21 protein-coding genes and 1 tRNA gene are annotated in these 26,954 nt (G+C 58.4%); 14 read left to right on the forward strand and 8 right to left on the reverse strand.

Annotated elements, in window-relative coordinates; translation table 11 throughout:
- Window positions 1-74 precede the first annotated feature (74 nt).
- The 5 genes from rho to ACFPM8_RS19310 all read left to right on the forward strand — a co-directional run bounded on the left by rho (window position 75) and on the right by ACFPM8_RS19310 (window position 5,268).
- Entirely contained in the window at window positions 75-1,337 is a 1,263-nt protein-coding gene (gene rho, locus ACFPM8_RS19290) for a transcription termination factor Rho (RefSeq protein ID WP_378999977.1), read from the forward strand.
- A gap of 205 nt (window positions 1,338-1,542) precedes the next feature.
- Entirely contained in the window at window positions 1,543-1,812 is a 270-nt protein-coding gene (locus ACFPM8_RS19295) for a type B 50S ribosomal protein L31 (RefSeq protein ID WP_378999979.1), read from the forward strand.
- 151 nt (window positions 1,813-1,963) lie between these two features.
- Window positions 1,964-3,682: an ArnT family glycosyltransferase gene (locus tag ACFPM8_RS19300; RefSeq protein WP_379000262.1), complete on the forward strand. Its 1,719-nt coding sequence runs from the start codon at window positions 1,964-1,966 to the stop codon at window positions 3,680-3,682.
- A 96-nt stretch (window positions 3,683-3,778) separates the two neighbouring features.
- Complete coding sequence (locus tag ACFPM8_RS19305; RefSeq protein WP_379000264.1) at window positions 3,779-5,098, forward strand: MATE family efflux transporter; 1,320 nt, start codon at window positions 3,779-3,781, stop codon at window positions 5,096-5,098.
- An 83-nt stretch (window positions 5,099-5,181) separates the two neighbouring features.
- A tRNA-Leu gene (locus tag ACFPM8_RS19310) sits at window positions 5,182-5,268 on the forward strand.
- A gap of 177 nt (window positions 5,269-5,445) precedes the next feature.
- Here ACFPM8_RS19310 and ACFPM8_RS19315 read toward each other — a convergent pair.
- Window positions 5,446-6,132, reverse strand: a complete 687-nt coding sequence (locus ACFPM8_RS19315) for a DUF2968 domain-containing protein (protein ID WP_378999981.1) — start codon at window positions 6,130-6,132, stop codon at window positions 5,446-5,448.
- 218 nt (window positions 6,133-6,350) lie between these two features.
- Here ACFPM8_RS19315 and ACFPM8_RS19320 point away from each other — a divergent pair, with 218 nt between their 5' ends.
- Entirely contained in the window at window positions 6,351-7,286 is a 936-nt protein-coding gene (locus tag ACFPM8_RS19320) for a 5'-nucleotidase (RefSeq protein WP_378999983.1), read from the forward strand.
- A 344-nt stretch (window positions 7,287-7,630) separates the two neighbouring features.
- Here the strand turns inward: ACFPM8_RS19320 and ACFPM8_RS19325 are convergent, their stop codons facing one another.
- Window positions 7,631-9,283, reverse strand: a complete 1,653-nt coding sequence (locus ACFPM8_RS19325) for a 3-(methylthio)propionyl-CoA ligase (protein ID WP_378999986.1) — start codon at window positions 9,281-9,283, stop codon at window positions 7,631-7,633.
- A gap of 166 nt (window positions 9,284-9,449) precedes the next feature.
- Window positions 9,450-11,768, reverse strand: coding sequence for an NADP-dependent malic enzyme (locus tag ACFPM8_RS19330; RefSeq protein ID WP_378999987.1), 2,319 nt, complete (start codon window positions 11,766-11,768; stop codon window positions 9,450-9,452).
- Between the two features lie 211 nt (window positions 11,769-11,979).
- Here ACFPM8_RS19330 and ACFPM8_RS19335 point away from each other — a divergent pair, with 211 nt between their 5' ends.
- Together ACFPM8_RS19335 and ACFPM8_RS19340 are read left to right on the forward strand one after the other, a co-directional pair.
- Complete coding sequence (locus ACFPM8_RS19335; RefSeq protein WP_378999989.1) at window positions 11,980-13,158, forward strand: FAD-dependent oxidoreductase; 1,179 nt, start codon at window positions 11,980-11,982, stop codon at window positions 13,156-13,158.
- 190 nt (window positions 13,159-13,348) lie between these two features.
- Entirely contained in the window at window positions 13,349-13,573 is a 225-nt protein-coding gene (locus ACFPM8_RS19340; RefSeq protein WP_378999990.1) for a hypothetical protein, read from the forward strand.
- 202 nt (window positions 13,574-13,775) lie between these two features.
- On the opposite strand, the gene recQ is transcribed toward ACFPM8_RS19340, so the two are convergent.
- From recQ to ACFPM8_RS19360, 4 genes are read right to left on the reverse strand one after another with little or no spacing between them, the layout of a single operon-like run.
- A complete protein-coding gene (gene recQ, locus ACFPM8_RS19345; protein WP_378999993.1) occupies window positions 13,776-15,614 on the reverse strand; it encodes a DNA helicase RecQ in 1,839 nt (612 codons plus the stop codon).
- A gap of 16 nt (window positions 15,615-15,630) precedes the next feature.
- Window positions 15,631-16,503: an undecaprenyl-diphosphate phosphatase gene (locus tag ACFPM8_RS19350; protein WP_378999994.1), complete on the reverse strand. Its 873-nt coding sequence runs from the start codon at window positions 16,501-16,503 to the stop codon at window positions 15,631-15,633.
- Window positions 16,504-16,563: 60 nt separating this feature from the next.
- Entirely contained in the window at window positions 16,564-17,136 is a 573-nt protein-coding gene (locus tag ACFPM8_RS19355; RefSeq protein ID WP_378999995.1) for a DUF1439 domain-containing protein, read from the reverse strand.
- Window positions 17,137-17,188: 52 nt separating this feature from the next.
- Window positions 17,189-17,458, reverse strand: coding sequence for a YkgJ family cysteine cluster protein (locus ACFPM8_RS19360; RefSeq protein ID WP_378999997.1), 270 nt, complete (start codon window positions 17,456-17,458; stop codon window positions 17,189-17,191).
- 296 nt (window positions 17,459-17,754) lie between these two features.
- Between ACFPM8_RS19360 and ACFPM8_RS19365 the strand changes: the two genes are divergently transcribed.
- The 3 genes from ACFPM8_RS19365 (at window position 17,755) to ACFPM8_RS19375 (ending at window position 20,124) form a co-directional block, all read left to right on the forward strand.
- On the forward strand, window positions 17,755-18,414 hold the full coding sequence (locus ACFPM8_RS19365; RefSeq protein WP_378999999.1) for a protein-L-isoaspartate O-methyltransferase family protein: 660 nt from the start codon (window positions 17,755-17,757) through the stop codon (window positions 18,412-18,414).
- Window positions 18,415-18,419: 5 nt separating this feature from the next.
- On the forward strand, window positions 18,420-18,743 hold the full coding sequence (locus ACFPM8_RS19370; protein ID WP_379000001.1) for a rhodanese-like domain-containing protein: 324 nt from the start codon (window positions 18,420-18,422) through the stop codon (window positions 18,741-18,743).
- 73 nt (window positions 18,744-18,816) lie between these two features.
- The gene (locus ACFPM8_RS19375) at window positions 18,817-20,124 is read left to right on the forward strand and encodes a TolC family outer membrane protein (protein WP_379000003.1); all 1,308 of its coding nucleotides are present in this window, start codon (window positions 18,817-18,819) and stop codon (window positions 20,122-20,124) included.
- Between the two features lie 18 nt (window positions 20,125-20,142).
- Here ACFPM8_RS19375 and ACFPM8_RS19380 read toward each other — a convergent pair whose 3' ends face one another.
- Window positions 20,143-20,778: a TetR family transcriptional regulator gene (locus tag ACFPM8_RS19380; protein WP_379000005.1), complete on the reverse strand. Its 636-nt coding sequence runs from the start codon at window positions 20,776-20,778 to the stop codon at window positions 20,143-20,145.
- Between the two features lie 364 nt (window positions 20,779-21,142).
- Here ACFPM8_RS19380 and ACFPM8_RS19385 point away from each other — a divergent pair, with 364 nt between their 5' ends.
- The 3 genes from ACFPM8_RS19385 to ACFPM8_RS19395 are packed head-to-tail and all read left to right on the forward strand — an operon-like array spanning window position 21,143 to window position 26,948.
- Window positions 21,143-22,363: an efflux RND transporter periplasmic adaptor subunit gene (locus tag ACFPM8_RS19385; RefSeq protein ID WP_379000007.1), complete on the forward strand. Its 1,221-nt coding sequence runs from the start codon at window positions 21,143-21,145 to the stop codon at window positions 22,361-22,363.
- A gap of 12 nt (window positions 22,364-22,375) precedes the next feature.
- Entirely contained in the window at window positions 22,376-25,528 is a 3,153-nt protein-coding gene (locus ACFPM8_RS19390) for an efflux RND transporter permease subunit (protein ID WP_379000008.1), read from the forward strand.
- Window positions 25,521-26,948 carry an efflux transporter outer membrane subunit gene (locus tag ACFPM8_RS19395; RefSeq protein WP_379000010.1) on the forward strand — a complete coding sequence of 476 codons (1,428 nt, stop codon included), beginning with the start codon at window positions 25,521-25,523 and terminating at the stop codon, window positions 26,946-26,948. Before ACFPM8_RS19390 ends, ACFPM8_RS19395 begins: the two co-directional genes overlap by 8 nt.
- Window positions 26,949-26,954: the final 6 nt, after the last annotated feature.

Raw genomic sequence — 26,954 nt, forward strand, 5'->3', positions numbered from 1 at the left:
TCAGTGTCTTCTAACCACACACCACGCAGTCCCCTCCCCCATCCAACACTTCCCGTCTCGGGACACTCACATTTATGCATTTATCCGAATTAAAGGCGTTACACGTCTCCGCCCTGCTAGAAATGGCAATCGGCCTGGACATCGATAACGCGGCGCGCTTGCGCAAACAAGAACTGATGTTCGCGATCCTCAAGAAACGCGCAAAATCAGGAGAACAGATTTTTGGCGATGGCGCCCTCGAAGTCCTGCCCGACGGCTTCGGCTTCCTGCGCTCGCCGGATGCCAGCTATATGGCATCGACCGACGACATTTACATTTCGCCGTCGCAAATCCGCCGCTTCAACCTGCACACCGGCGACTCGATCGAAGGCGAAGTGCGCACGCCGAAAGACGGCGAACGCTATTTCGCGCTGGTCAAGGTCGACAAGGTCAACGGCGAATCGCCGGAAGCTTCGAAGCACCGTATCCTGTTTGAAAACCTGACGCCGCTGCACCCGAACAAGCCGCTGCCGCTGGAGCGCGACATGCGCGGCGAAGAAAACATCACCGGCCGCATCATCGACATGATCGCGCCGATCGGCAAAGGCCAGCGCGGCTTGCTGGTGGCATCGCCGAAGTCCGGCAAATCGGTCATGCTGCAACACATCGCGCATGCGATTACCACCAATCATCCGGACACCGTGATGATCGTGCTGCTGATCGACGAACGGCCGGAAGAAGTGACCGAAATGCAGCGTTCTGTACGCGGTGAAGTGGTCGCATCGACTTTCGACGAACCCGCCACGCGTCACGTCCAGGTCGCCGAAATGGTGCTGGAAAAAGCCAAGCGCCTGGTTGAAATGAAAAAAGACGTGGTGATCCTGCTGGACTCGATCACCCGCCTGGCCCGTGCCTACAACACTGTGATCCCGGCCTCCGGCAAGGTGCTGACCGGCGGTGTCGACGCCAATGCGCTGCAGCGTCCGAAGCGTTTCTTCGGCGCCGCCCGCAACATCGAAGAAGGCGGCTCGCTGACCATCATCGCGACCGCACTGATCGAAACCGGCAGCCGCATGGATGACGTGATCTACGAAGAATTCAAGGGCACCGGCAACATGGAAGTCCACCTGGAACGCCGCCTCGCCGAGAAGCGCGTCTATCCGGCAATCAACCTCAACAAATCCGGCACCCGCCGCGAAGAATTGCTGATCAAGCCGGATCAACTGCAAAAAATCTGGGTGCTGCGCAAGCTGCTGTACAGCATGGATGAAATCGAGGCGATGGAGTTCATCCTCGACAAGATGAAGTCGACCAAAAACAATGCCGAATTCTTCGACATGATGCGGCGCGGGAATTGACGGGACGTTGATTACCGAATAGGGCGGACCGGAGCCGCCCTATGCAAACCACTGATTTCATTCGTATTTTCTGGAAAACCACGGATTCCGCCGGAGTTTTATTGTATAATCCCCGGTTTTCCACCCCGGCAAGTGATCGACAATCGGGTCAAGAAGCAAGACGACCGACGAAGTGGCGATTGGCTACCTACTTATTGAGGCAATAATGAAAGACGGCATTCACCCAAATTATCGCGAAGTTTTGTTCCACGACGTTTCGAACGACTTCAAATTCGTTACTCGCTCGACCATCCAAACCCGCGAAACCATTACCCACGAAGGTAAGGAATACCCGCTGGTGAAGATTGAAGTTTCGTCGGAATCGCATCCGTTCTACACCGGCCAACACAAAATCGTCGACACCGCTGGCCGCGTCGACAAATTCCGTAAGAAATTCGGCACTGTCGGTTCCAAAACCGCCATCGCGAATCAATAATTCGGTCGCATCATGCAAAAAGGCAGCTACGGCTGCCTTTTTTATTTATCGGGAATTCTGCGCAATCCGCATTGGTGCTCGGCAATAGCGCAGCACAGCGCTATGCGGCACAATACCTTCCTCTTCAAAATTTAGCCCGACACCCATCGTGATGAAGCCCGTCCGTCTCCCCGCCTCCGCCACCAGCGCACTGCCACGCTGGGGTATATGGGCACTTGGCCTGCTCTATATCCTGCCAGGCCTGTTCGGACGCGATCCGTGGAAAAACGACGACGCCGCCAGCTTCGGCATCATGTGGACCATGGCGCACGGTGGCATCAGCGACTGGCTGGCGCCGCATATCGTCGGCTTGCCGATGCCGGGCGAAAGTCCGCTGACGTACTGGATCGGCGCCCTCTGCATCAAACTGTTCGGTTGGCTGCTGGGCGATCCACTGGCGTCGCGGCTGTCCACCATCCTGATTTTTTTAGCCGGCTCGCTCTCGGTCTGGTACGCCACCTACCTGCTCGGCCGCCGCAGCGAAGCGCAACCGTTACGACTGGCATTTGGCGGCCAGCCGGAACCCAAGGATTTTGGCCGGACCCTGGCCGATGGCGCATTCCTGATTTATCTCGGCTGCCTGGGACTGCTGTCGCATAGCCACGAAACCTCGGCCAAAGGTTTGCAAATTTCGCTGGTCGCGGTTGCGCTCTATGTCGCGGTACGTTTGTTCGAGTCACGCAGCTTACGCAATGCGGCTCTGCTCGGCGTCACCCTCGGGCTGCTGATCCTGACCCGCGGTTGGGTGATCCCGCTGAGCTTGCTGCTGGGCCTGCTGATGCTGGCAATGCTGAGAGAAAAAATCGTCGCCGCACATTTGCTGCTGGTCGGTTTGCCGCTGACCGCCATCGTTGCTGGCGCCTGGTTTATCGCAAGTTATGCCTTGCTGCCCGACAGTGCGGCCCACTTCGCCGTGTGGGAGAAACTCAATCTGCGGCAACTGGGCTGGCCATCCTGGACGGCGCTAGCGTATTACTTCAAATACGGCATCTGGTTTGCCTGGCCGGCATGGCCGTTCGCCGGCTGGGCCGTGTATGCCTGGCGCCAGCAACGCACGGCGCTGCATATCGCACTGCCGCTGACATTCTTTATCAGCCTGACAGCCGCGATGTTATTGAACCGGCATCCCGAAGAAGGTATTTTGCTGCCGCTGCTGCCGGCGCTGGCGATTCTTGCCGCATTCGGCCTGCCGACCATGAAGCGCGGCGCCATCAATGCGGTGGACTGGTTCTCGGTGATGACCTTGAGCGCCTGCGCTGGCTTTATCTGGCTGGCCTGGATCGCCAAGGAAAGCGGCTGGCCGTCGCAAATAGCGAAGAATGTCTACCGGCTGGCGCCCGGCTTTATGCCGGAGTTCAACTTGCTGGCCCTGGTCATCGCGTTGCTCGGCACCGTTTTCTGGGTGCTGCTGGTGCATTGGCGTTTGTCGCGCCGGCCGTCGGTGCTGTGGCGCGCTGTGGTGCTGTCGTCGGGCGGCGTGATTCTGTGCTGGCTGTTGCTGACGACGCTATGGCTGCCATGGATCAATTACAGTAAAAGTTATGCCGGCGTAGCCCTGCAAATCGATAAGAATCTCCCCACGGTCAAGCAATGCGTGGATACCAACGTCGGTCCGGCGCAACGCGCTTCGTTCGCTTATTTCGGCGGCATCCCGTTTGCCGAATTCGGCCAGCAACGCTGCGACTTCCTGCTGTATCAGGACAATGTCTCGGTCAAAACAGACGACGCAATCTGGCGCCAGTTCAAAGGCGACTGGAAGTTGCTGTGGACCGGGCGCCGGCCATCCGATCGTGACGAACGCTTCCGCCTGTATCAACGCACAGGTAAATAATTCATTAAACAGATAAGCACCACTCTCTTGCCTCGATTAACGCCACGCCCCAACACACACTCGTACACGGTACGCATTGCCGCGCTGGCCTGGCCGATGCTGATCGGCCAGTTGGCGCTGATTGCCAACGGCGTCATCGACACCGCAATGACCTCGCGTTTTTCCGCCACCGACCTGGCCGCACTGGCGCTCGGCGGCGCGATTTACGTCAGCGTTTTTGTCGGACTGAGCGGCGTGTTGCAGGCACTGTCGCCGGTCATCGGCCAGCTGTTTGGCGCACAACGACTGAGCGACATCGGCTTTGAGGTCAAGCAAGGCACTTGGCTGGCCCTGATCCTGTCTGCGATCGGCAGCGTCATCCTGATGTTCCCGGCGCCGTTTCTGTCAGTCGCGCACGCCTCGCCGGAATTGACGGCCAAAGCCAGTTCATACCTGCGGATTCTGGCGCTGGCGCTGCCGGCGACGCTGGCATTTCGCGTCTACTCGGCATTGAACACCGCGATTGCCCGCCCCAAGATGGTGATGGCGATTCAAATCGTCGCGCTGCTGTTGAAACTGCCGCTGAATGCGCTGTTTATTTTCGGCGGACTTGGCTTGCCGGCATTCGGCGGTCCTGGCTGTGCGATCGCCACCAGCGTGATTGCCTGGCTGATGTTGTTGATCGGCGTTAGCATCCTGCGCTGGAATCCGTTTTACCAACAGTTCGGCCTGTTTCATACCGGCTTCGTCAAACCGCGCTGGCAGGCGCAACGCGAGTTGCTGAAACTGGGCATCCCGATGGGCTTGAGTTACTTCATTGAAGTGACCGCCTTCACTTTTATGGCGATTTTTATTGCGCGACTTGGCGAGACCGTGGTTTCCGGCCATCAGATCACCGCCAATTTCGGCACCGTGCTGTACATGCTTCCCTGGTCGATCGCCAGCGCCACCGGCACGCTGGTGGCGCAAGCCATCGGCGCCCGCGACCTCGACCACGCACGCCGCATCGGCTTGGCCGGGATTCGCCTGGCGGCACTTTCGTCCGCTACGCTCGGCCTGGCAATCTGGCTGGGACGCGAAGCCATCATCCGCGCCTACACGCCGAACGAAGCGATCATCACGGCGGCCCTGCCGCTGTTTCTGTTCATCGGGTTTTATCAATTATTCGATGCCATCCAGGTCACCACTGCCTATGTGCTGCGCGCTTATAAGGTCGCGGTCATCCCGACTGTGATCTACGCCGTGGCGCTGTGGGGAGTCGGCTTGGTCGGCGGCTACATCCTGGGACTCGACCCTTGCGGCATCAGTCCGCGAGCGCTGCACGGCGCCGCCGGTTTCTGGATGGGCAACAGCGCCAGCATTGCGCTGGTGGCCGTCAGCCTGATGTTTTATTTGCGTGTGGTGCAGCGGCAGGCACAACGGCAACTGACGGTATGAAATAGATTTGCGTGATTGTCCAAGCGCTGATTAGTAAAACTATTGATCGCGCCGAGAAAATCGGCCATAATAGCGGACGCGTTGCCGAGATGGCGGAATAGGTAGACGCACGGGACTCAAAATCCCGCGCTGGAGACAGCGTGCCGGTTCGATTCCGGCTCTCGGCACCAACAGAGTTATAGATAAACGGCTTCCAGAAATGGCGGCCGTTTTCTTTTGTGCGGCAATTTTTGCGCAGCTCGTCAAAGACAAGATCGGCATGCCTGAAATAAAAAAAGACTGGATGAAACCCAGTCTTTTTTTACTGAAGAAGGAAGCCGGAATCGGCGTCCCTTTATTTCCCCTTTTTATTTCAACCGCTTCTTGCCGCCAGCCGTCTTGGCATCGTCCAGCGTCAGCTGCTGCGCTTCCAGGGCCCGAATACGATCTTGCAATGCCGCCAGCTGGTTGTTCGCGGATTGCTGTTTGCCGCTCAATGCCTGCGCTTGCTGACGTGCCTGCTCCTGTTGTGCGCTGACGCTTTGCTCTTGTTGCTGCTGCACGGTCAAATCGTTTTGCAGCGCAAGCAAACGCGACTCCTGCTTGGCGATCAATTGTTCGGTGTAGTGCTTGTCGGCTTCCAGTTTGATGCGGCGAATATCGACTTCCGCCAGCTTTTCGGTCTGGCCGACAAAATTCTTGTAGGTCTGCTCGGCCTGCCCATCCGACATGGTTTTGACCACGCGCCAGAAATTCTTTTGCTGAAACAACGCCACGTAATAAGTGCGGCTATCAGGCTTGAACAGCAAGCTGGAACCGTAGTTGCCGTTATACGTGGTGCGCAGCTCGCTGACACCCTGACTTTGCATCAATTGCTGCAGCTCGCTGATGGTGCTGTTGGCGGTAGTCGCGGCATTGGCTGGCGCATTGAGCGCGGACACAGGGTTGCTTGCAGCAGGACTGGCGGCGGACTGCGCCAGCGCATTGACCGACAAGCCGGTCATGAACAATCCCAGCACCACGCCGTGCGCAGCATTGCGTACATTCACTCTCATCCCCTGCATCCTTCACTGGTAATTTAATTTGTCTTACGAAACATTGGATTATAGTTAATTTTTCCCGGATTTCCGTAGTTGCTGAACATTGTTGTATGCAAATTCCGGACTTTGTTGCCGATTTTGTCTTTTATCCGACGCTCCCGGAGCCGGCGCAGTAGGTTTTTAGAGCTGCCCTATAATGAGCGCTCTCCGCATAGACCTGAAAACCACCCACCATGCCTGTTTCTCTTGATAATCTGCTGGTCGTCGGCATTTCATCCCGCGCACTATTCGACCTTGAAGCCGAGGAAGCGATTTTTCGCACACAGGGCCTGGAAGAATATCGCCGCCATCAGCTCGCCAACGAAAACCAGATCCTCAAACCCGGAGCCGGTTTCGCCTTGGTCAAAGCGCTGCTGAAGCTGAACCACCTGACGCCAGGCAGGCGCTTCGTCGAGGTGGTCATCATGTCGCGCAATTCGACCGAAACATCGCTGCGCATTTTCAACTCGATCAAGCACTACGAACTCGACATCACGCGCGCCGTGTTGTCCGGCGGCGCATTTCTGGCGCCGTACCTGCAGGCGTTCAATGTCAGCCTGTTTTTATCGCTGCATGAAGACGATGTGCAGGCGGCGATCAATTCCGGCACAGCGGCGGCCTTGCTATACCAAAAGCCGGGCGACACCGCGTGCGTCAAGGAAGAACTGGATCAGATCCGCATTGCTTTCGACGGCGACGCGGTGATTTTTTCGGATGAATCGGAACGTATTTTCCAGAGCGAGGGGATCGAAGCATTTGCCGACCACGAGCGCGTCAATGCCATGAAACCGTTGCCGGAAGGCCCGTTCGCACGGCTGCTGCGCGCATTGTCGTTCATTCAGAATAATTTTAAGAATGCCGACGGCCGCGCCGCACCGATCCGCACCGCGCTGGTCACCGCCCGCTCGTCGCCTGCGCATGAACGCGTGATACGCACGCTGCGCGCATGGAACGTGGCGATCGACGAAACCTTCTTCATGGGCGGTGTGGTCAAATCCGATGTGCTGGCCGCCTTCAGGCCGCATATGTTCTTCGACGATCAACCCGGCCATTGCGACCGTGCCGCCAGTCGCGTGCAAACCGGCCGGGTGCCTGTCAAGCAGATCGGTGAAGGGGATGAAAGCAATTGATGCGTAGGTCGGAAAAGCGTAGCGCCTTCCGACATGGCGCATCTCATCATCTGGTCAAGCCCTTGGTTATTTGACGTTCGCTACGGCGGAAGGCGCTGCGCTTTTCCGCCCTACTCCAAGACGATGAAGTCTTCCACAACTTCTCATCAAACCGGCCGGGTGCCCGTCAAGCAGATCGGTGAAGGGGACGAAAGTAATTGATGCGTAGGTCGGAAAAGCGTAGCGCCTTCCGACATGGCGCATCTCATCATCTGGCCAAGCCCTTGGCTATTTGACGTTCGCTACGGCGGAAGGCGCTACGCTTTTCCGCCCTACTCCAGGACGATCAGGTCTTCCGCAACTTCTCAGACAGTCGGCAATGTGTAATCTTTAAACTGCTCTCGCAATTTGTTCTTCAACATTTTTCCGGTAGCGCCAAGCGGCAGGGACTCGACAAACACGACATCGTCCGGGGTCCACCACTTGGCGATTCTGCCTTCGTAAAATTTGAGCAGGTCTTCCCTGCAGACATCCGCTCCCGGCTTTTTCACCACGACCAGCAACGGCCGCTCGTCCCACTTCGGATGACAGACGCCGATACAGGCGGCGATTTGCACCGCCGGATGTTCCATTGCGATGTTTTCCAGAACGATGGTGCCGATCCACTCCCCGCCCGATTTGATCACGTCCTTGCTGCGATCGGTAATTTGCATGTAGCCGTCGGCATCGATGGTTGCCACGTCGCCGGTCGGGAACCAGCCATCCTGCAACACGTCGCCGCCTTCATTCTTGAAATAGGCGTCGACTATCCACTGCCCCTTGACCAGCAGGTTGCCGTAGGTGGCGCCATCCCACGGCAGCTCCCGGCCATCGTCGTCGACGATTTTCATATCGACGCCATAGATCGCATGCCCCTGCTTTTGCAATCGCAATTCCTGCTCCTGGACCGATTGCGACAAATGCTTGGTCTGCAATGTGCCGGTGGTCCCTAGCGGCGACATTTCCGTCATGCCCCAGGCATGCACCACCTCGATGCCGTATTGATTGCGCAGGGTTTTCATCATCGCCGGCGGGCATGCGGCGCCGCCGATGATGGTGCGCTTGAAGGTTGAAAACTTCAGATTATTTTGTGCCAGATACGTCAGCAATCCGAGCCAGACAGTCGGCACGCCGGCGGAGAAAGTGACTTGTTCCTGTTCGAATAATTCGTACAGTGATTTGCCATCCAGCGCGGCTCCGGGAAACACCATTTTGGCGCCCGTCAGCAGTACCGAATACGGCAAGCCCCAGGCGTTGACATGGAACATCGGCACCACCGGCAGCACGGTATCGCGTCCCGAGACATTCAGCGAGTCCGGCATGGCCGACGCATACGAATGCAGCACGGTCGAACGATGCGAGTACAACACCCCTTTGGGATTGCCGGTGGTGCCCGAGGTGTAGCACAAGCTGGAAGCCGAATTCTCGTCAAAGATCGGCCACGCATAGTCATCGGAACTGGCGTCGATCAACTCTTCGTAGCACAGCAGCGTGGGCAGCTTGCTGTCTGACGGCAGCTGGCCGCGATCGCATAGCATGATGTAGCCCTTGACGCTCTTGAGCTGGGCTGCCGCCGCTTCGACGATAGGCAGGAAGCAGGCATCGAACAACAGGTACTGGTCTTCCGCATGGTTGGCGATGTAGGCGATCAGGTCGGGATGCAAACGCGGATTGATCGTATGCAGCACAGCGCCGGAGCCGGACACCGCGTAATACGCTTCCAGGTGGCGGTAGCCGTTCCAGGCCAGCGTCGCAATCCGGTCGCCCATCTTGACGCCGAGTGCGGCCAGCGCATTGGCCAGCTGGCGCGTGCGGCGATGGCAATCGCGGTAGGTATAGCGGTGGAGGTCGCCTTCGAGACGGCGCGAGACGATTTCGTTGTTGCCGAAATGGCGGTCGGCGTGCTGAATAATGCTGGAGATGAGCAGCGGCTGGCTCATCATTTGTCCCATCAATGGGCTCTTCGGATACTCTGACATCGCTTCTCCTGGTGTTGTAACGTTTTCGGTCGTGAACCACGCATTTACGAACTGCCAGCGGAGATATTAATCTCAAAAGCAAACGGGCCCGGTTTTCCTCCGCAGATTGCTTTGCGAAGAAAAACCGGGCCCGCCTAAATCACGTTCCTTGGTTTTTAGAGCGGCCTTAGACCTTACGCGCTGAGATCGCGTCGCCCACGCACAGTGCCGTCATATTGACGATCCGGCGCACCGTTGCCGATGGCGTCAGGATGTGCACCGGCTTGGCGCAACCCAGCAGGATCGGGCCGACCGCGACGCCGTTGCCGCAGGTGTTCTTGAGCAGGTTGTAGGCGATATTGGCGGCGTCGATATTCGGCATCACCAACAGGTTGGCATCGCCTTTGAGCGAGGAGTCCGGCATCACTTTTTTCAGCAACTCGGAATCCAGCGCCGTATCGCCATGCATTTCGCCATCGACTTCAAGATCGGGCGCCTGCTCCTTGATGATCGCCAGTGCCTTGCGCATTTTTTGTGCCGAGGCGCTGTTGCTGGAACCGAAGTTGGAGTGCGACAGCAAAGCGGCGCGCGGCTTCATCCCGAAGCGCATCATTTCTTCCGCCGCCAGGATCGTGATCTCCGCCAATTGCTCGGCAGTCGGATCTTCGTTGACATGGGTATCCACCAGCACCAATTGGCGATTCGGCAGAATCAAGGCGTTCATCGCGGCGTAGACGTTGACGCCCTCGCGACGGCCCAGCACCTTGTCGATGTAATTCAGATGCAGGCTGGTGGTGCCGTAGGTGCCGCAAATCATGCCGTCGGCGTGGCCCTTGTGAATCGCCATCGAACCGATCAGCGTATGACGGCGGCGCATTTCCAGTTTGGCGTATTGCTCGGTCACGCCCTGGCGCTTGGTCATCGCCAGGAAGGTTTGCCAGTAATCGCGATAGCGCTCGTCGAAATCAGGATTGATGACTTCAAAATCGACACCCGGTTTCAGGCGCAGGCCGAAACGCTCGATGCGCTGTTGCAAAACTGCCGGCCGGCCGACCAGGATCGGCCGCGCCAGATTTTCGTCGACCACCACCTGCACCGCACGCAAGACGCGCTCTTCTTCGCCTTCGGCGTAGACGATGCGTTTCTTGTCGGCCGGCGCTTTCTTGGCGACCTGGAACAGCGGCCGCATGAAGGTTCCGCTGCGATAAACGAATTGCTGCAGGCGATCGACATACGCTTCCATGTCCTGGATCGGACGAGTCGCGACGCCGGACGCCTCGGCGGCTTTGGCGACGGCCGGTGCGATCTTGATCATCAGGCGCGGATCGAACGGCTTTGGAATGATGTATTCAGGGCCGAACGACAGGTTGCTGATGCCGTAAGTGGTGGCGACGATGTCCGATTGTTCGGCTTGCGCCAGGTCGGCGATCGCGTGCACCACGGCGATTTCCATCTCGCGGGTGATGGTGGTGGCGCCGCAATCGAGGGCGCCGCGAAAAATGTACGGGAAGCACAGAACGTTGTTGACCTGGTTCGGATAGTCCGAGCGGCCGGTCGCCATCACCGCGTCGTCGCGCACCGCCTTGACGTCTTCCGGCAGGATTTCCGGGGTCGGATTGGCCAGCGCCAGCACCAGCGGCCGCGCCGCCATGGCCTTGACCATATCCTGCTTGAGCACGCCGCCGGCCGACAGGCCGAGGAAGATGTCCGCGCCGGGAATCAATTCGGCCAAGGTGCGGGCCTCGGTCTCGCGCGCAAAACGCGCTTTGTCCGGATCCATCAATTCGGTGCGGCCCTTATAAACCACACCGGCCAGGTCGGTGACGAAAATGTTTTCGATCGGGAAGCCGAGATCGACAATCAGGTCGAGGCAGGCCAGCGCTGCGGCGCCGGCACCGGAGACCACCATCTTGCAATTCTTGATGTCCTTGTCGACCACTTTGAGGCCATTCAGGATCGCGGCGCCGACAATGATAGCGGTACCGTGCTGATCGTCATGAAAGACCGGGATCTTCATCCGGTCGCGCAATTTGCGCTCGATTTCAAAGCACTCCGGCGCTTTGATGTCTTCCAGGTTGATGCCGCCGAAAGTCGGTTCCAGCGAGGCGATGATGTCGCACAGCTTGGCTGGATCGTGTTCGTTGATTTCGATATCGAAGACGTCGATGCCGGCAAATTTCTTGAACAGCACGCCCTTGCCTTCCATCACCGGCTTGGATGCCAGCGGCCCGATGTTGCCCAAGCCCAGGACCGCGGTGCCGTTGGTAATCACGGCGACCAGATTGCCGCGCGCAGTGTAGCGGAAAGCATTGGCCGGATCGGCCACGATTTCTTCGCAAGCGGCAGCCACGCCGGGCGAATAGGCAAGCGCCAGGTCGCGCTGGTTGGTCAGCAATTTGGTGGGAGTGACGCTGATTTTTCCGGGGGTCGGAAACTCGTGATATTCGAGCGCAGCTTGACGCAATTGTTGACGGAGCTCTTCTTTTTTATCGATCATCGAATCCATATGCGTCTGTCCCCAGCGTATCAAGTGAAAGTCTTTAATTTTATCAGACTGGCTGCTTTCAACTATGCAAATTTCGCATTGTGAATAGCAATTTCACGCATGACCTGTGATCGCGGCCAGCCGATTTGAGAGTGTTATCAAGAATCTCAGGCCAGCAAAACTAGCCAAACAGCTTTATCATCACACCCAATTTAATTCATCAGGACTCCAAATGAAGCCCATCATCATTATCGGCGCCGGCACGGCCGCTTACAGCGTCGCGCGCGAATTGCGCAAACTGGACAAAACCACCCCGCTGCGCATCATCACCGCCGACGACGGCCATTCCTATTCGAAACCGATGCTGTCCAACGCTTTCGCCCAAAAGAAACTGGCCGCGCAATTGATCATGCAAAGCGCTGCCCAGATGGCCGCGCAAGTCGATGCCGAGATCACAACCCAGACCCGCGTCAACCACTTGGACATTGAGCGCAAAGTGCTCGAAACCAGCAACGGTACGTTTGAATACGACAAACTGGTGATTGCAGTCGGCGCCCAGGCGATCCGCCTCAAGCTCGACGGCGACGCCAGCGCCAGCGTGCTGTCGGTTAACCACATCGACGACTACGCCAGCTTCCGCGACAAACTGTTGCCGGAACAAAAGGCATCGGCCCGCGTCACGATCCTCGGCGCCGGGCTGATCGGCTGCGAATTTGCCGACGATCTGGCGGCACACGGCCATGCCGTCACGCTGATCGACCCCAATCCATTGCCGCTGGCGGCACTCGTCGCGCCGCCGTTGTCGCAAGGTCTGCACGCGGCGCTGACGGCGCGCGGCATTGATCTGCGGCTGGGCACCACCGCCACCAGCATCGATCATGCCGACGATGCGATCCAGGTCACCTTGGCCAACGGCGACACCTTGAGCGCAGATGTGGTGCTGTCGGCCGTCGGCTTGCGCCCCGATCTGGCGCTGGCGCAAAGCGCGCAACTGCTCACCGGGCGCGGCATCCTGGTCGATGCCCACGGACGCACCAGCGCCAGCGATGTCTACGCGCTCGGCGATTGCGCAGAATACCGGCTCGACAACGAAGGCCGCACCAGCCCGCTGCCGTACATCGCGCCGATCTTGACCGCAGCCCGCGCGATCGCAAAAACCCTGACCGGAGAGCACACCGAGATCGAGTTGAAGGACGCCCCGGTGATCGTCAAAACCCCGAGCTACCCGCTGGCATTGGTACCGCCGCCGCCGCACACGGTCGCCGACGGCCGTTGGGAAACCGAGCAGGACGGCGAACGCACTATATGCCGCTTCTTTGACGCGCAAGGCTTGATGGTCGGCTTTGGGGTTGCGCCGCAGGAGACCAAAGTGCGGCAGGCGTTGATGGCGGCGCTGGGGACTGCGGCCTGATAAGAGATTGAACGGTGCAGGGCGGTGCGGGGCATCAATTGCCACCATGTTCGATAAAGTTTATAGTTGCCTCCGTCCCTCGCGCATCCGCCTCTTCGTTCCCTATGGATGGCGATGCCGCCTTCGGGCTGCCCGGGAACGGAATAATTTCGCACAGGAGTTCCCGACCTGCCATCAATAGGAGTCTGCAATGCCACACCTCGACTTGCACATCGAAATGCTTGAGGAATCCATCGATCTCGACCTGCGCAACCTCGAAAAACTTCGCGACATGATGCAAATGCTTCTCGACATGTCGAAAGACAATCCGGCCAACCAGGAACTGGCAAAAAAAGGCATCGCGGATGCGGAGCGTCACTTGAAACGGCTTGAGGCCTTGCGCAAAGAGGGGGACGGGCCGGTCACTTTGCATTAACAATTAATTGCGGGACGGAGTTTACGAACGCGTTGATTGGGCTGCAAAGCCCAACATTTCTTTCATCGCGACCAAACGTTGGGCTTTGCAGCCCAACCTACGCGAACTTAATGCTTTTCTTGAGTATTTCAGCGTCTTATCTAATCAGTTGAGGACAGAGTAATTCGCCACGCTACGGTGGCTCTTAAACTCTGTCCCGCAATTAGGCAAACTCCGCGATCAACGCAACAATCTCCGCCCCGTAAGTTTCCAGCTTCTTCTCTCCGACTCCGCTCACCCCGCGCAAATCCTCCAGCGAGGCGGGTTGCGCCTTGGCGATCTCGCGCATGGTGGCGTCGTGAAAAATCACGTAGGCAGGCACGTTGTGCTTGCGCGCGGTTTCCACCCGCCACCAGCGCAATTTCTCGAATACCGCCTGCTCCAGCGGCGACAAATCGGATTCGACATAGCCCTTCGCCTTGCTGCTGCTGCGCTTCTGCTTGACCGGTTTTTGATATTCGCGCAATTGCACTTGCTGCTCGCCGCGCAATACCGGGCGGGCGGCGTCGGTCAGTTTCAGCGCGCTATACGCCTCGGAATCGACCGTCACCAGGCCCAGCGCAATCGACTGCCGCAAAATGGCGCGCCACTCGGCTTCGCTGCGATCGCTGCCGATGCCGAAGGTGGAGAGCTGGTCGTGCCGCCATTGCTTGATCTTGTCGGAATCGATGCCACGCAACACATCCATCACATGCATCGCGCCGAATCGTTGATCGACGCGATAAATCGTCGATAACAGTTTTTGCACCACGACCGTCGCATCGAAAGAAACCGGCGGCGTCATGCAGGTATCGCAATTGTCGCAACGCACGGATGCCTGACCGAAATAATCCAGCAAGCGCACTCTTCGGCAATGCAGCGTTTCGCACAGGCCCAGCATGGCGTCCAGCTTGACGCTCTGGACCCGCTTGAAGGTTTCGTCCGCTTCCGATTCGTCGATCATGCGACGCTGTTGCACCACATCCTGCAAACCGTAGGCCATCCAGGCGCTGGCAGGCCCGCCGTCGCGGCCGGCACGGCCGGTTTCCTGATAGTAGCCTTCGATGCTTTTGGGCAGATCCAGGTGGGCCACAAAGCGCACGTCGGGCTTGTCGATCCCCATCCCGAAGGCGATGGTGGCGCACATCACGATGCCATCCTCCCGCAGGAAGCGGCCCTGATTTTTGGTGCGCGTGGCGTACTCCATGCCGGCGTGATACGGCAGCGCGGTAATGCCTTGCTGATTCAAGAATTCGGCGGTTTCTTCGACCTTTTTGCGCGACAGGCAGTACACGATGCCGGCATCGCCCGCGTGTTCGCTTTGGATGAAGTCGAGCAGCTGCTTGCGGCCGTTGGCCTTTTCGACAATCTGGTAGCGGATGTTGGGACGGTCGAACGACGAGACGAAACGCGCGCCCTGCTCCAGCTGCAGGCGCAGCGCGATTTCTTCGCGAGTCTGCTGATCGGCGGTCGCCGTCAACGCGATCCGCGGCACCTGCGGGAAGCGCTCGTGCAGGATCGACAGCTTGATGTATTCGGGACGGAAATCGTGGCCCCATTGCGATACGCAATGCGCCTCGTCAATTGCAAACAGCGCGATCTTGGAGGCTTCCAGCAAATCCAGGCAGCGCGGCGTCAGCAAGCGTTCCGGCGCCACGTACACCAGATCGAGATCGCCGTTGCGCACGCGGCGCTCGATCTGCGATGCTTCTTCGTAGGTCTGGGTGGAGTTCAGAAAGGCGGCACGGACGCCGACTTCGGCCAGCGCATCGACCTGATCCTGCATCAATGCAATCAGCGGCGACACCACCACCCCGACGCCGTCGCGCAGCAGGGCCGGGATTTGATAACAGAGCGATTTGCCGCCGCCGGTCGGCATCAGTACCAGCGCATCGCCGCCGTTGGCTACATGACTGACGATCTCGGCCTGTTGTCCGCGAAAGGAGGGATAGCCGAATACCGTTTGCAGTATATGCAGCGCTTGCGGGTCAGGTGTTACTGATGCGTCAACTTGATTTGGCATTAGGTCGATATTTTATTTATTTCAAGAAGCCGTTGTTGAGCGCGACCAGCAAGAAGATGCCCAGCGCGATTCGATACACGATGAACGGCCAGGTTGAGAATTTTTCCAGGAACTTCATCAAGCCCCAGATGGCGCCGAAGGCCGAGACGCTGGCAACCACCAGGCCGAACAGCAACAGCAGCCAGACGTCCAGCGGCATATGCAGATGGAACAGCACCAGCAATTCCTTCAAGCCGGCCAGCGCAATCGCCGGCAGCCCGAGCAGGAAAGAAAAACGCGCCGCTTCTTCACGCTTGAAATTGAGGAACAATGCCGCAGTCAAGGTGGAACCGGAACGCGACACGCCGGGGATCAACGCGCCGACCTGGGCCAGTCCGACGATCACCGCATCGCGCAGGCGCATTTCGCCCACCGTGCGCCTATGCTTGCAAATCAGTTCGGCAACCGCCAGCAACAAGCCCATGCCGATACAGGCATAGCCGATCACGCTCAAACTGCGCAGAGGCGAGCCGCAGGCATTCAGCACATGCGACAAAGCCAGGCCGGCGATGCCGATCGGGATGGTCGCAATGATGATCGCCAAGCCGAGCCGAAACGACGGATTGCTGAAATCGCGTTGACGCAATGCGGTGACGCCGCCGACCGCCACCTGCCGCACATCGCTCCAGAAATAGCTGATCACCGCTGCCAGCGCCGCCAATTGCATGGCCGCCGAAAACGCCGAGCCGGGATCGTGCCAACCCAGCAGTGCCGGCACAATCCGCATGTGCGCGGTGGAAGAAATCGGCAGCAGTTCGGAGATGCCCTGGATCACGCCAAGAATACCGACCTGCAAATAATCCAGCGATGCGAAACCGATATCTGTACCGGCGGAACATATGTTTGCCACAAAGCTCTCCTGCTTTAATTTTTTGATTCGAAAAAGGTGTTGAAAAACTACCGGAACAGCCTATTTGACCGGCTCGAAGGTTACCACGACGCTGTTTGGCTTGGTCCCGATCTTGGTCGGCAAAAAGTCCACGCCGAGTAAATGCAGGTCGGCCGGCTTGAAGGTATACAAAGGAACGTTCAACAGCAGTTGGCGCGCCAGCAAATCGCCGATTTGCGAGACTTGCGCGGCGTAGGTCTGGTCCAGTCCTTCGAGCGTCAAGTTATCCAGTTTGGGCTCGGCCAACACCACCGCATTATTCGGATTGTCCAGCGCCAGCACGCCGGAGATCGCCATCTTGCCGTGCCAGGATTTGCCCAGCAGCGGCAGCGCGATCGTGACATTGGTATCGACCATCAAACGATTCTGGTCTGCCGGCAAGCTCAATTGCGCCTGCTCGGCGGTGACGTCGAACAACCCCAGGTAGCGCTTGGAAAACGGCAGGCGCTTGTCCACCGACTGCTGCAATTTCGCTATTGGAAACTCGACGTCGCGCGGTCCGATCAGCGCCGCGCAGGATGCCAGCAGCAAGGCCGCAAACAGTGCGGTCAGCAGCGACGCTAAAGCGCTTGGGCTCAGCCAGGTTGATTTCATTGGGATCTTTCGAGTTGATTCATTGGTGATGCGCATGCGCGAAGGACGGATTTTACACGGAGGTCAGCTGTTCCAGCCTTGTCAGATATTGCATCGCGTGTTGCTGCGAACTGCCGCACATGTCCAATGCCGGCTGCAAACTGGCGCAGACGGCGGGCCGCTCGGGACTGCCGAAAATCCGGCAGCGATTGGCTTGATCGAGCTGGACGCAGCGTACTCCGGCTGGCTTGCCGCCAGGCATGCCTGGAATTGCCGACGAAATGGACGGTGCGGTACAGCAGGCGCCGCAGCCCGGCCGGCAGGACAAAGTTTGCTCAGTCATGGCACATACCGAGCGAACGATGGATTTTTTGTTGGCATTTCATACACGACAGACTGGACTTGAAAACAATGCGGGGCGATGCGAAGGCCAGATTCTACCGGCAATCACGGCATGGATACGCCGGTTTTACTTTGCTTGCACAGCCGATTCTGCAGAGCTTGGCCAAGAAATCGTTTGATATTTCTATAGCAGCCGAATATTGCAGCCCCGAGATTGTCTAAGTGTTGCTCATCCAGTAGGTTTTTACAGGTGGCCTTGATAGAATGGCCCTTTTATTTCAACACCGAGCATTTGACATGAATATCGAACAAGCCCGCTTCAATATGATCGAACAGCAAATTCGCCCCTGGAACGTGCTGGATCTGGACATTCTGGAGCTGCTGACCGTAGTGCGGCGCGAAGAATTCGTCCCTGCCGCCTACCGAAGCCTGGCATTTTCCGATACCGAAATCCCGTTGCCGGGCGGCCAAAATATGCTGTCGCCCAAGGTCGAAGCGCGCCTGCTGCAGGAAGCCGCCATTAAAAAGCATGAGCATGTACTCGAAATCGGCGCCGGCTCCGGCTACATGGCGGCCTTGCTGTGCTACAAGGCCAGACACGTAACAACAGTCGAAATCGCCCCTGAGCTGAAGGCAATGGCTGAAAAAAATCTGGCGGCCTATGGCATCACCAACGTTGATGTAGCGCTCGGCAATGGCGCGCAGGGTTGGACCGAAGGCGCGGAAAAGACCTATGACGTGATCATGCTCTCGGGTTCGCTGCAGACACTGCCGGAGGCTTTCCGGCAACAGCTCAACGTCGGCGGCCGGATTGTCGCGATTCTGGGCGAAGCGCCGGTGATGACCGCGCAAGTCATCACCCGCACCTCGGAAACCCAGTTCAGCACCCGCCAGCTGTTTGAAACCAACATCAAACCGTTGCGCGATGCAGCGGCTCACTCCCACTTCACGTTCTAAACCAAATGCAACACTTGACTGCGCCAGAACTTGCCGCCTGGATTGCCGATCCTGAGCGGCCGACACCGCTATTGCTGGATGTGCGCGAACCCTGGGAATACGAAACCTGCCATATCGCCGCAGCGCAATTGATGCCGATGCAAACCATCCCCGAGCGCATCAATGAGCTGGAAGAGGATCAGGCGATCGTCTGCATCTGCCATCACGGCGCCCGCAGCATGTCGGTGGCGGCGTTTCTTGAACGCCACGGCTTTTCCCAGGTAATCAACCTGACCGGCGGCGTCCATGCCTGGGCGCAGCAGGTTGATTCCTCCATGCCGACCTATTGAGTTGGCTCGGGCCCCGAGCCCGAAATTGCTACTGCGGCGTACCCCCTCGTTACAAAATGTTCCGGAGAGTTTAATGCGCAAGACCGTTATTGCCTCGTTGATCGCAGTTGCTTGTTTATCCGTGTTACCCAATGTACATGCAGTTGATCTGGTTCAAACCTATCAGCAGGCTCTCTCCAACGATCCGGTCTACACCAGTGCGCGCTATGCGCTCAGCGCCGGCAGCGAAGCCGTCATCCAGGGGCGCGCCGCCTTGCTGCCGACGGTTGGGCTGGGCGGCAATTACAGCCGCACCGGCGACAACTGGAACATCCGCACCAATAACTACAGCTTGCAACTGACCCAGCCCTTATTCCGCCCCGCCTTTTGGGAGCAGTATCAGGAAAGCAAGCTATCGGTTGCCGCCAGCGAGGTCAAATTCGCGCAGGCGCAACAGGACCTGATGCTGCGCGTCAGCCAAGCCTATTTCGATGTGCTGACGGCACAAGATGTGCTGACTTTTTTGCAGGCGCAGCAAAGCGCGATTGCCGAACAACTGGCTTCCGCCAAACGTAATTTCGAAGTCGGCACCGCCACCATTACCGATACCAATGAAGCCCAGGCCAGCTACGACCTGGTGATTGCACAGGAAATTGCCGCCAGCAACAATCTGGAAGTCGCGCGCTATGCGCTGCAACAAATTATCGGCCAGGCGCCGGCGCCGCTGGCGACCCTACGTCCAGGCGTCCAATTGAGTCCGCCGCAGCCGGCGGCAATTGAATCCTGGGTCAGCAGCGCCGAACAGCAAAATTTCGGCGTGGTAGGCCAGCAAATCGCGCTGGATACAGCCCGACACGAGATCAAGAAAAATCGCGCCGGCCATTTGCCGACGCTCGACCTGGTTGCCAGCCGGGCCCACTCGGAAGTCAGCGGCAGCAATAATCCCTTCGTCAACAACTCGACCATGGGCAACTCGATCGGCGTCCAATGGACCATCCCACTGTATGCCGGTGGCGCCGTCAACAGTAGCGTGCGGCAGGCCGTAGCACTGGAAGACAAGGCCCGTTCCGACCTCGAAAATGCGCGCAGAACCGCTGCGTTGAATGCGCGCCAGGCCTATCTCGGCGTCAGCAACGGCCTGGCGCAGGTGAAGGCTTTTGAGGCGGCAGAGATTTCCAGCCAATCGTCGCTGGACTCGAATCGACTCGGTTATCAAGTCGGCGTCCGCATCAATATCGACGTGCTGAACGCCCAGCAACAGCTGTTTTCCACGCGCCGGGATCTGGCGAAGGCGCGCTACGATACGCTGATGAACGGCTTGAAGCTGAAGTCGGCGACCGGCACGCTGAAGGAAGACGATTTGCAGCTGGTGAATGCGCTGCTGGCCCCGGCGACATATTAAGACGCCGCTGCCCCAGCGTCATTCTTTTTGCAAGGATGGCGCAGTCTGCAGCATGTGAATACAGGTGTCGACGACCCTACCGGACTGCGTTTCCAGATCAAAACTATCGGGGCTGAAAAGCCAGTGATCGAGCACGCCAAACAGCATCGCGTGGACCATGATCGCGGCCATCGCCGGATCCAGCTTGCGCGGCAACTGCTCTTTTACTACAGCCAGTCGCAGCACTCTTTCGATATTCTGCCGGCCCTGTAAAAAACATTCGCGCTGGCGAATTAAAATCGGGTCTTGCGGATCCACAAATTCGCATTTGTGCATCACGATTTCAAACACTTTGCGCGACAGCGGATTATGCAATGCCTCTTGCAACGCATGCAGGCACCAGCTGCGGAAATGTCCAAGCGGATCCTGCGCATTTTCATCGGCGCTGCTTTCGATCATCGCCTCCAGCGGCAAACGAACGCGCTCGCACATCGCATCGAATAAATCGCTTTTATTCTTGAAGTGCCAATAAATCGCGCCCCGCGTCACACCGGCTGCAGTCGCGATATCCGCCAGCGAAGTCTGCGACACGCCATGCGAATGAAACACATCGACCGCCGCATCAAGAATGCTGCTACGCGTTTCGAGTGCATCTTCCTTGGTACATCTAACCATTTTTGCTCACCTTCGAGTCCTTGCAATATTGATGCATAAATGCAATATAATTTCTTGCAGATCAGAACATACATACATTCATGAATGTATGTAGAATAGCACTGATCAGGCTGTCTTAAAACCTGTCACCATCTGTAGGGCACCTTGGAAAACCGTAGCGAGCGACTGTATTCCGGCGCCGACCGGACCGCCAAGCACCGTTCGGTGCCGGTTTACGATCTTCCACATCATGGACAAGTTCTGATCCGCCTGAAACAAAGCCATGTATGCAATACCGTAATTACTTATATATCCTATGCCTTTCCCCGTCGTTGACACACCCAAGAAAATGGCTGCATTTCCTCAATTACCGTGCGAGAATTTTATGAATTCAGTTAGCCCCATCAGTCGCCTCACGCGTATCACCTTGGCAGTTGCCGTCCTGTCCGCCGTTGCTGCCTGCGGCAAAAAACCGGATGCACATGGCGCGCCGCCGCCAGCAGGCGTTTCAATCATCACTATCGCGCCAGAGCGCCTGGCCTTGACGACTGAATTGCCGGGCCGGCTGGAAGCAACGCGTGTCGCCGAAGTCCGCGCGCGGGCCGCCGGCATTGTACTCAAACGCAGCTTCCGCGAAGGCAGCGATGTCAAGGCTGGCGAAGTTCTGTTCAGGATCGACCCGGCGCCGCTGCAAGCCACTTATGACAGTGCGCAAGCAGCTTTGGCCAAGGCCGAAGCAAACCTGACCCAGGTCACGCTGAAAGCGCAGCGTTATAAACCTCTGGTGGAAGCCAACGCGGTCAGCAAACAGGATTACGACGACGTCGTCGCGGCACAGAAACAAGCGGCAGCGGATGTTGCCTCGGCCAAGGCAGCGCGTCAAACCGCCAGCCTGAATCTCGGCTATGCCACCGTGACCTCGCCGATTGCCGGCCGCATCGGCAAAGCGCTGGTAACCGAAGGCGCACTGGTCGGCCAGGGTGAAGCGACGCAGTTGGCAACCGTGCAGCAAATCAACCCGATCTACGTCAACCTGACCCAGTCCAGCACTGAAGTCCTCAAATTGCAACAGGCGATGAAGAGCGGCCAGCTGCAAAGCGCTGGTCAAGGCCAGGTGAAAGTCACGCTGACAACCGAAGACGGCCAGCCTTATCCGCAAGCCGGCAAGTTGCTGTTCTCCGACCTGACAGTGGACGCCAACACCGGCGCGGTGACACTGCGCGCCGAGTTTCCCAATCCGGATCACACCCTGCTGCCCGGCATGTACGTGCGCGCCAAGCTGGAACAAGCAATTAACGAGCAAGCCATCACCGTTCCGCAGCAAGCGGTGTTGCGCGACCTGAACGGCGCTTCGGTGTTTGTGGTCGGTGCCGACAATAAAGTGGCGGTACGGCCGGTCACGGCAGACACCGCACAAGGCGACAAATGGATCGTCACAGACGGTTTGAAAAATGGCGACAAGGTGATCGTCGAAGGCCTGCAAAAAATCAAACCCGGCGCCGATGTCAAACCTATCCCTTGGAGCAAGACTGACGCTGCACCTGCAGCGTCCGGCAGCGCAAAGTCAGATGCTCCGCAGGCTGATTCAACATCAAAAGCTAAATAAGGAGCCATTAAAATGGGCAAGTTTTTCATCGATCGCCCCGTTTTTGCGTGGGTGCTCGCCATTTTCATCCTGCTCGGGGGTGGCTTGGCGATCACGCAATTACCGGTGGCGCAATATCCGTCGATCGCACCTCCAACGATCGTCATCAACGCCAATTATCCGGGTGCTACCGCACAAACACTGGACGATAGCGTCACCAGCCTGATCGAACAGGAAATGAACGGTGCCGATGGTTTGCAATACATCGAATCGCAAAGCCAGGCCAACGGCGCAGTCGCGATCACTGTCACCTTTTCAACCGGCACCAATGCCGATCTGGCAGCGGTCGATGTGCAGAACCGCTTGAAGCGGGTCGAAGCACGTCTGCCTGCAGCAGTCACGCAACAGGGTGTGCAGGTTACCAAGTCGCGCAGCAACTACCTGATGTTCATCGGCCTGTCATCCAGCGACGGCAAGCTCGACCCGATCGCGCTCGGCGACTATCTGTCGCGCAACGTCCAGAATGAAGTCAAACGGGTGCCCGGCGTAGGCCAGACGCAGTTGTTTGGTTCTGAACGGGCGATGCGGATCTGGATTGATCCGACCAAGCTGGTGGGCCTGAACCTGACTCCGACCGATGTAACCAACGCGATCCGAGCACAAAATGCGCTGGTCGCCGGCGGCACCATCGGCGATCTGCCTAGCCCCGGTACGCAGCAAATCTCCGCCACCGTGGTGGTCAACGGTCAACTGACCACAACCGAACAATTCGGCAATATCCAGCTGCGCGCCAACCCCGATGGATCGGTGGTGCGTCTGCGCGATGTGGCGCGGGTTGAAGTCGGCGGCCAATCGTATGCCACAGCAGGTCGCCTGGACGGCAAGCCGACTTCATTTATCGGCGTTCAATTGTCGCCAACCGCCAACGCACTGGGTACCGCCACCGCGGTCAAGGCCAAGATGGCGGAACTGTCCAAGTTCTTCCCGCCCGGCGTCACCTACACCGTGCCGTACGACACCTCGAAGTTCGTCAAGATTTCGATCGAAGAAGTGATCAAGACCTTGATCGAAGCGATCGTCCTGGTGTTCCTGGTGATGTATCTGTTCCTGCAAAACATCCGCTACACGATCATTCCAACCATCGTCGTGCCGGTCGCGCTGATGGGGACTTTTGCCACCTTGCTGCTGTTCGGTTTCTCGATCAACGTGCTGACCATGTTCGGTATGGTGCTGGCGATCGGTATCCTGGTTGACGATGCGATCGTGGTGGTCGAAAACGTCGAACGCATCATGAGCGAAGAAGGCTTGTCGCCGCGCGATGCAACCCGCAAGGCGATGGGACAAATTACCGGCGCGCTGATCGGCATCACGCTGGTGCTGATCGCGGTGTTCATCCCGATGGCATTCTTCAGCGGCGCAGTGGGTGCGATTTACCGCCAGTTCTCGCTGTCGATGGTGGCGTCGATGGCTTTCTCGGTATTGATGGCATTTACGCTGACGCCGGCGCTGTGCGCAACCATCCTGCAACCGGTAGAGGCTGGACATCATCACGAAAAGAAAGGCTTCTTCGGCTGGTTCAACCGCAGATTCACCGCAGCCACCGCCGGTTATCAGGGCCTCGTCGGCAGAATGCTGAACAAGACCGTCCGCTACATGCTGCTGTACGGCGCGATCTTGGTTTGCGTCGGCTTGCTCTATGCGCGGCTGCCGGCATCGTTCCTGCCGAGCGAAGACCAGGGTTATATCGTCACCAACGTCCAGCTGCCTTCGGGCGCGAGCACTAACCGCACCTTGAGCGTGATCGAGCAGATCGAGGACTATTACAAGAAAGTGCCTGGCATCGCCAACGTGATCGCCGTTACCGGCTTCAGCTTCTCCGGCAACGGTCAAAATGCCGGCATCGTATTTGTACCGCTGAAGGACTGGGACGAACGCACTCCAGACCAGTCTGCCGACGCCATCGCCGGCAAAGCCTTTGGCGCATTCATGCAAATCAAGGATGCGATCATTTTCCCGTTGAACCCGCCTCCGATTCCGGAGTTGGGCAATGCCACCGGCTTTACCTTCCGCCTGCAGGATCGCGCCGGCCTGGGGCACCAGGCATTGACTGCGGCACGCAATCAAATGCTCGGTATGGCATCGCAAAGCAAGGTACTGGCCGGGGTTCGTCCTGAAGGCCTGGAAGATTCGCCGCAGTTGCAACTCGATATCGACCGCGACAAGGCCAATGCGCTCGGCGTGTCGTTCGATGCGATCAACAGCGCGCTGTCGACGGCACTCGGTTCGGCTTACGTCAACGACTTCCCGAATCAGGGACGGCAACAGCGGGTCATCGTGCAAGCCGATGCGCCGCAACGGCTGCAGCCGGACGACTTGTCCAAGCTGTATGTGAAAAACAGCAAGGGAAGCATGGTGCCGCTGTCGGCCTTCACCACCTCGCACTGGATCAGCGGACCGGTTCAACTGACCCGCTACAACGGTTATCCGGCGATGAAGATCTCCGGCGGCGCTGCTCCGGGACACAGCACCGGTGAAGCGATGGACGAAATGGAAGCGTTGACAGCCAAACTTCCTCCTGGCTTCGGCTTTGAGTGGACCGGTCAGTCGCTGGAAGAAAAATCCTCCGGCTCGCAAGCGCCAATGCTGTATCTGCTGTCGCTGATCGCCGTGTTCCTGGTGCTGGCGGCATTGTATGAGAGCACTTCGATTCCGCTGGCGGTGATGCTGGTGGTGCCGCTCGGTATTCTCGGCGCACTGCTGGGCGTGACCTTACGCGGCATGCCGAACGACGTCTACTTCAAAGTCGGGATGATTACCGTGATCGGTTTGTCGGCGAAAAATGCAATTCTGATCATCGAGTTCGCCAAAGACCTGCAAGCGCAAGGCAAGGGCTTGATCGAAGCGACGCTGGAAGCGGTCCACCTGCGGTTCCGTCCGATTCTGATGACGTCGATGGCCTTCATTCTCGGTGTGTTGCCGCTGGCAGTCAAAACCGGCGCCGGTTCCGGCAGCCAACGCGCCATCGGTACCGGCGTCATGGGCGGGATGATCACGGCGACCGCCTTGGCGGTATTCCTGGTGCCAGTCTTCTTCGTGGTGGTGCGCAAGTTATTCAAAGGCAGCGAGCGTCAGCGCAAGCTCTATACCGGCCACAAAAATATCGACGTGGAGAATCAACATGTTTAATTCTTTACCCAAGCAGCTGACCAGCGCCCTGCTGCTGGCCGGCGTCCTGTCCGGTTGCAGCATGGCGCCGACCTATGTTCGGCCGGCAGCACCGGTCGCCGGCAGCTACCCGGCCGCTGCCGATGGTCAGGCGCAACTGGAGGCCAGCGCACGTGGCTGGCGCCAGTTTTTCCCGGACCAGCGGCTGCAAACGCTGATTGCTGCTGCGCTTGAAAACAACCGCGACCTGCGCACCGCTGCGCTGAACATCGAACAGGCCCGCGCCCAGTACGACATCACGGCAGCCGATGCGCTGCCCCATCTTGAGGGCGACTTCAGCCGCAGCCGCGGCCGCACCCCGGCAGTGCAATCGCCGACGGGACAGTCGTTTGTCGGCACCAGCTATGCGGTCGGACTGAACATGACGGCGTTTGAGCTGGATTTCTTCGGTCGCGTGCGCAGCCTGAAGGATGCCGCACTGGCCAGCTATCTGGCGACCGAAGAAGCACGCCAGTCGGCGCAAATCAGCCTGATCGCGCAAGTTGCCCAGGCTTATCTGGCGGAACAGTCGTTTGCCGAGCAAGAGGCGCTGGCGCAACAGACACTGGATAGCCGGCTGGAAGAGTACAAGCTGGGGAAAATGCGATTCGACGTCGGCGCATCGTCGGCGCTCGACCTGCGCGTATCGGACACCCTGGTGCAATCGGCGCGCGTGTCGCTGTCGACCTTGGCGCGTCAGCGCGGCCAGGCCAGCAATGCGCTGACGCTGCTGGTCGGCAAGCCGCTGACCGACCTGCCGGCTTCGACGCCGCTACTGGATCAGCAAATCGTCACCGACATCCCGGCCGGGGTGCCGTCCGATCTGCTGAACCGGCGTCCTGACATTCGCGCCGCCGAGCAACAACTGCGCGCCGCCAACGCCGACATCGGCGCCGCCCGCGCCGCGTTCTTCCCGCGCATCTCGCTGACCGCCGGCATCGGCAATGCCAGCACGTCGCTGGGCAACCTGTTCTCGGCCGGCAGCCGCACCTGGTCATTCGTCCCGCAATTGGCGCTGCCTATTTTTGAAGGCGGCCGCAATCGCGCCAACCTGACGCTGTCCGAGGTCCGCAAGAACCTGGCGGTTGCCAGCTACGAAAAAACCATCCAGACCGCGTTTCGCGAAGTTGCCGATGCGCTGGTGGCCCGTGGCACGCTGGACGAGCAATTGGCCGCTCAGGATGCGTTCCTGAATGCGCAACAGGAGCGGGTCAAATTGACCGGCCTGCGCTACAAGAACGGCATCGCCAATTCGACCGAGATGCTGGATGCGCAGCGCGACCTGTTCTCGGCGCAACAGGCGTTGATCCAGACCCGGCAACTGCGCTTGAACAACGCGATCGACCTGTATCGTTCGCTGGGCGGCGGTTTGAATGAAACCACCCAGGCAGCCAAGTCGTAACAAGCT

This window comes from Paraherbaspirillum soli (assembly GCF_042654985.1).
Lineage (GTDB): Bacteria > Pseudomonadota > Gammaproteobacteria > Burkholderiales > Burkholderiaceae_D > Paraherbaspirillum > Paraherbaspirillum soli.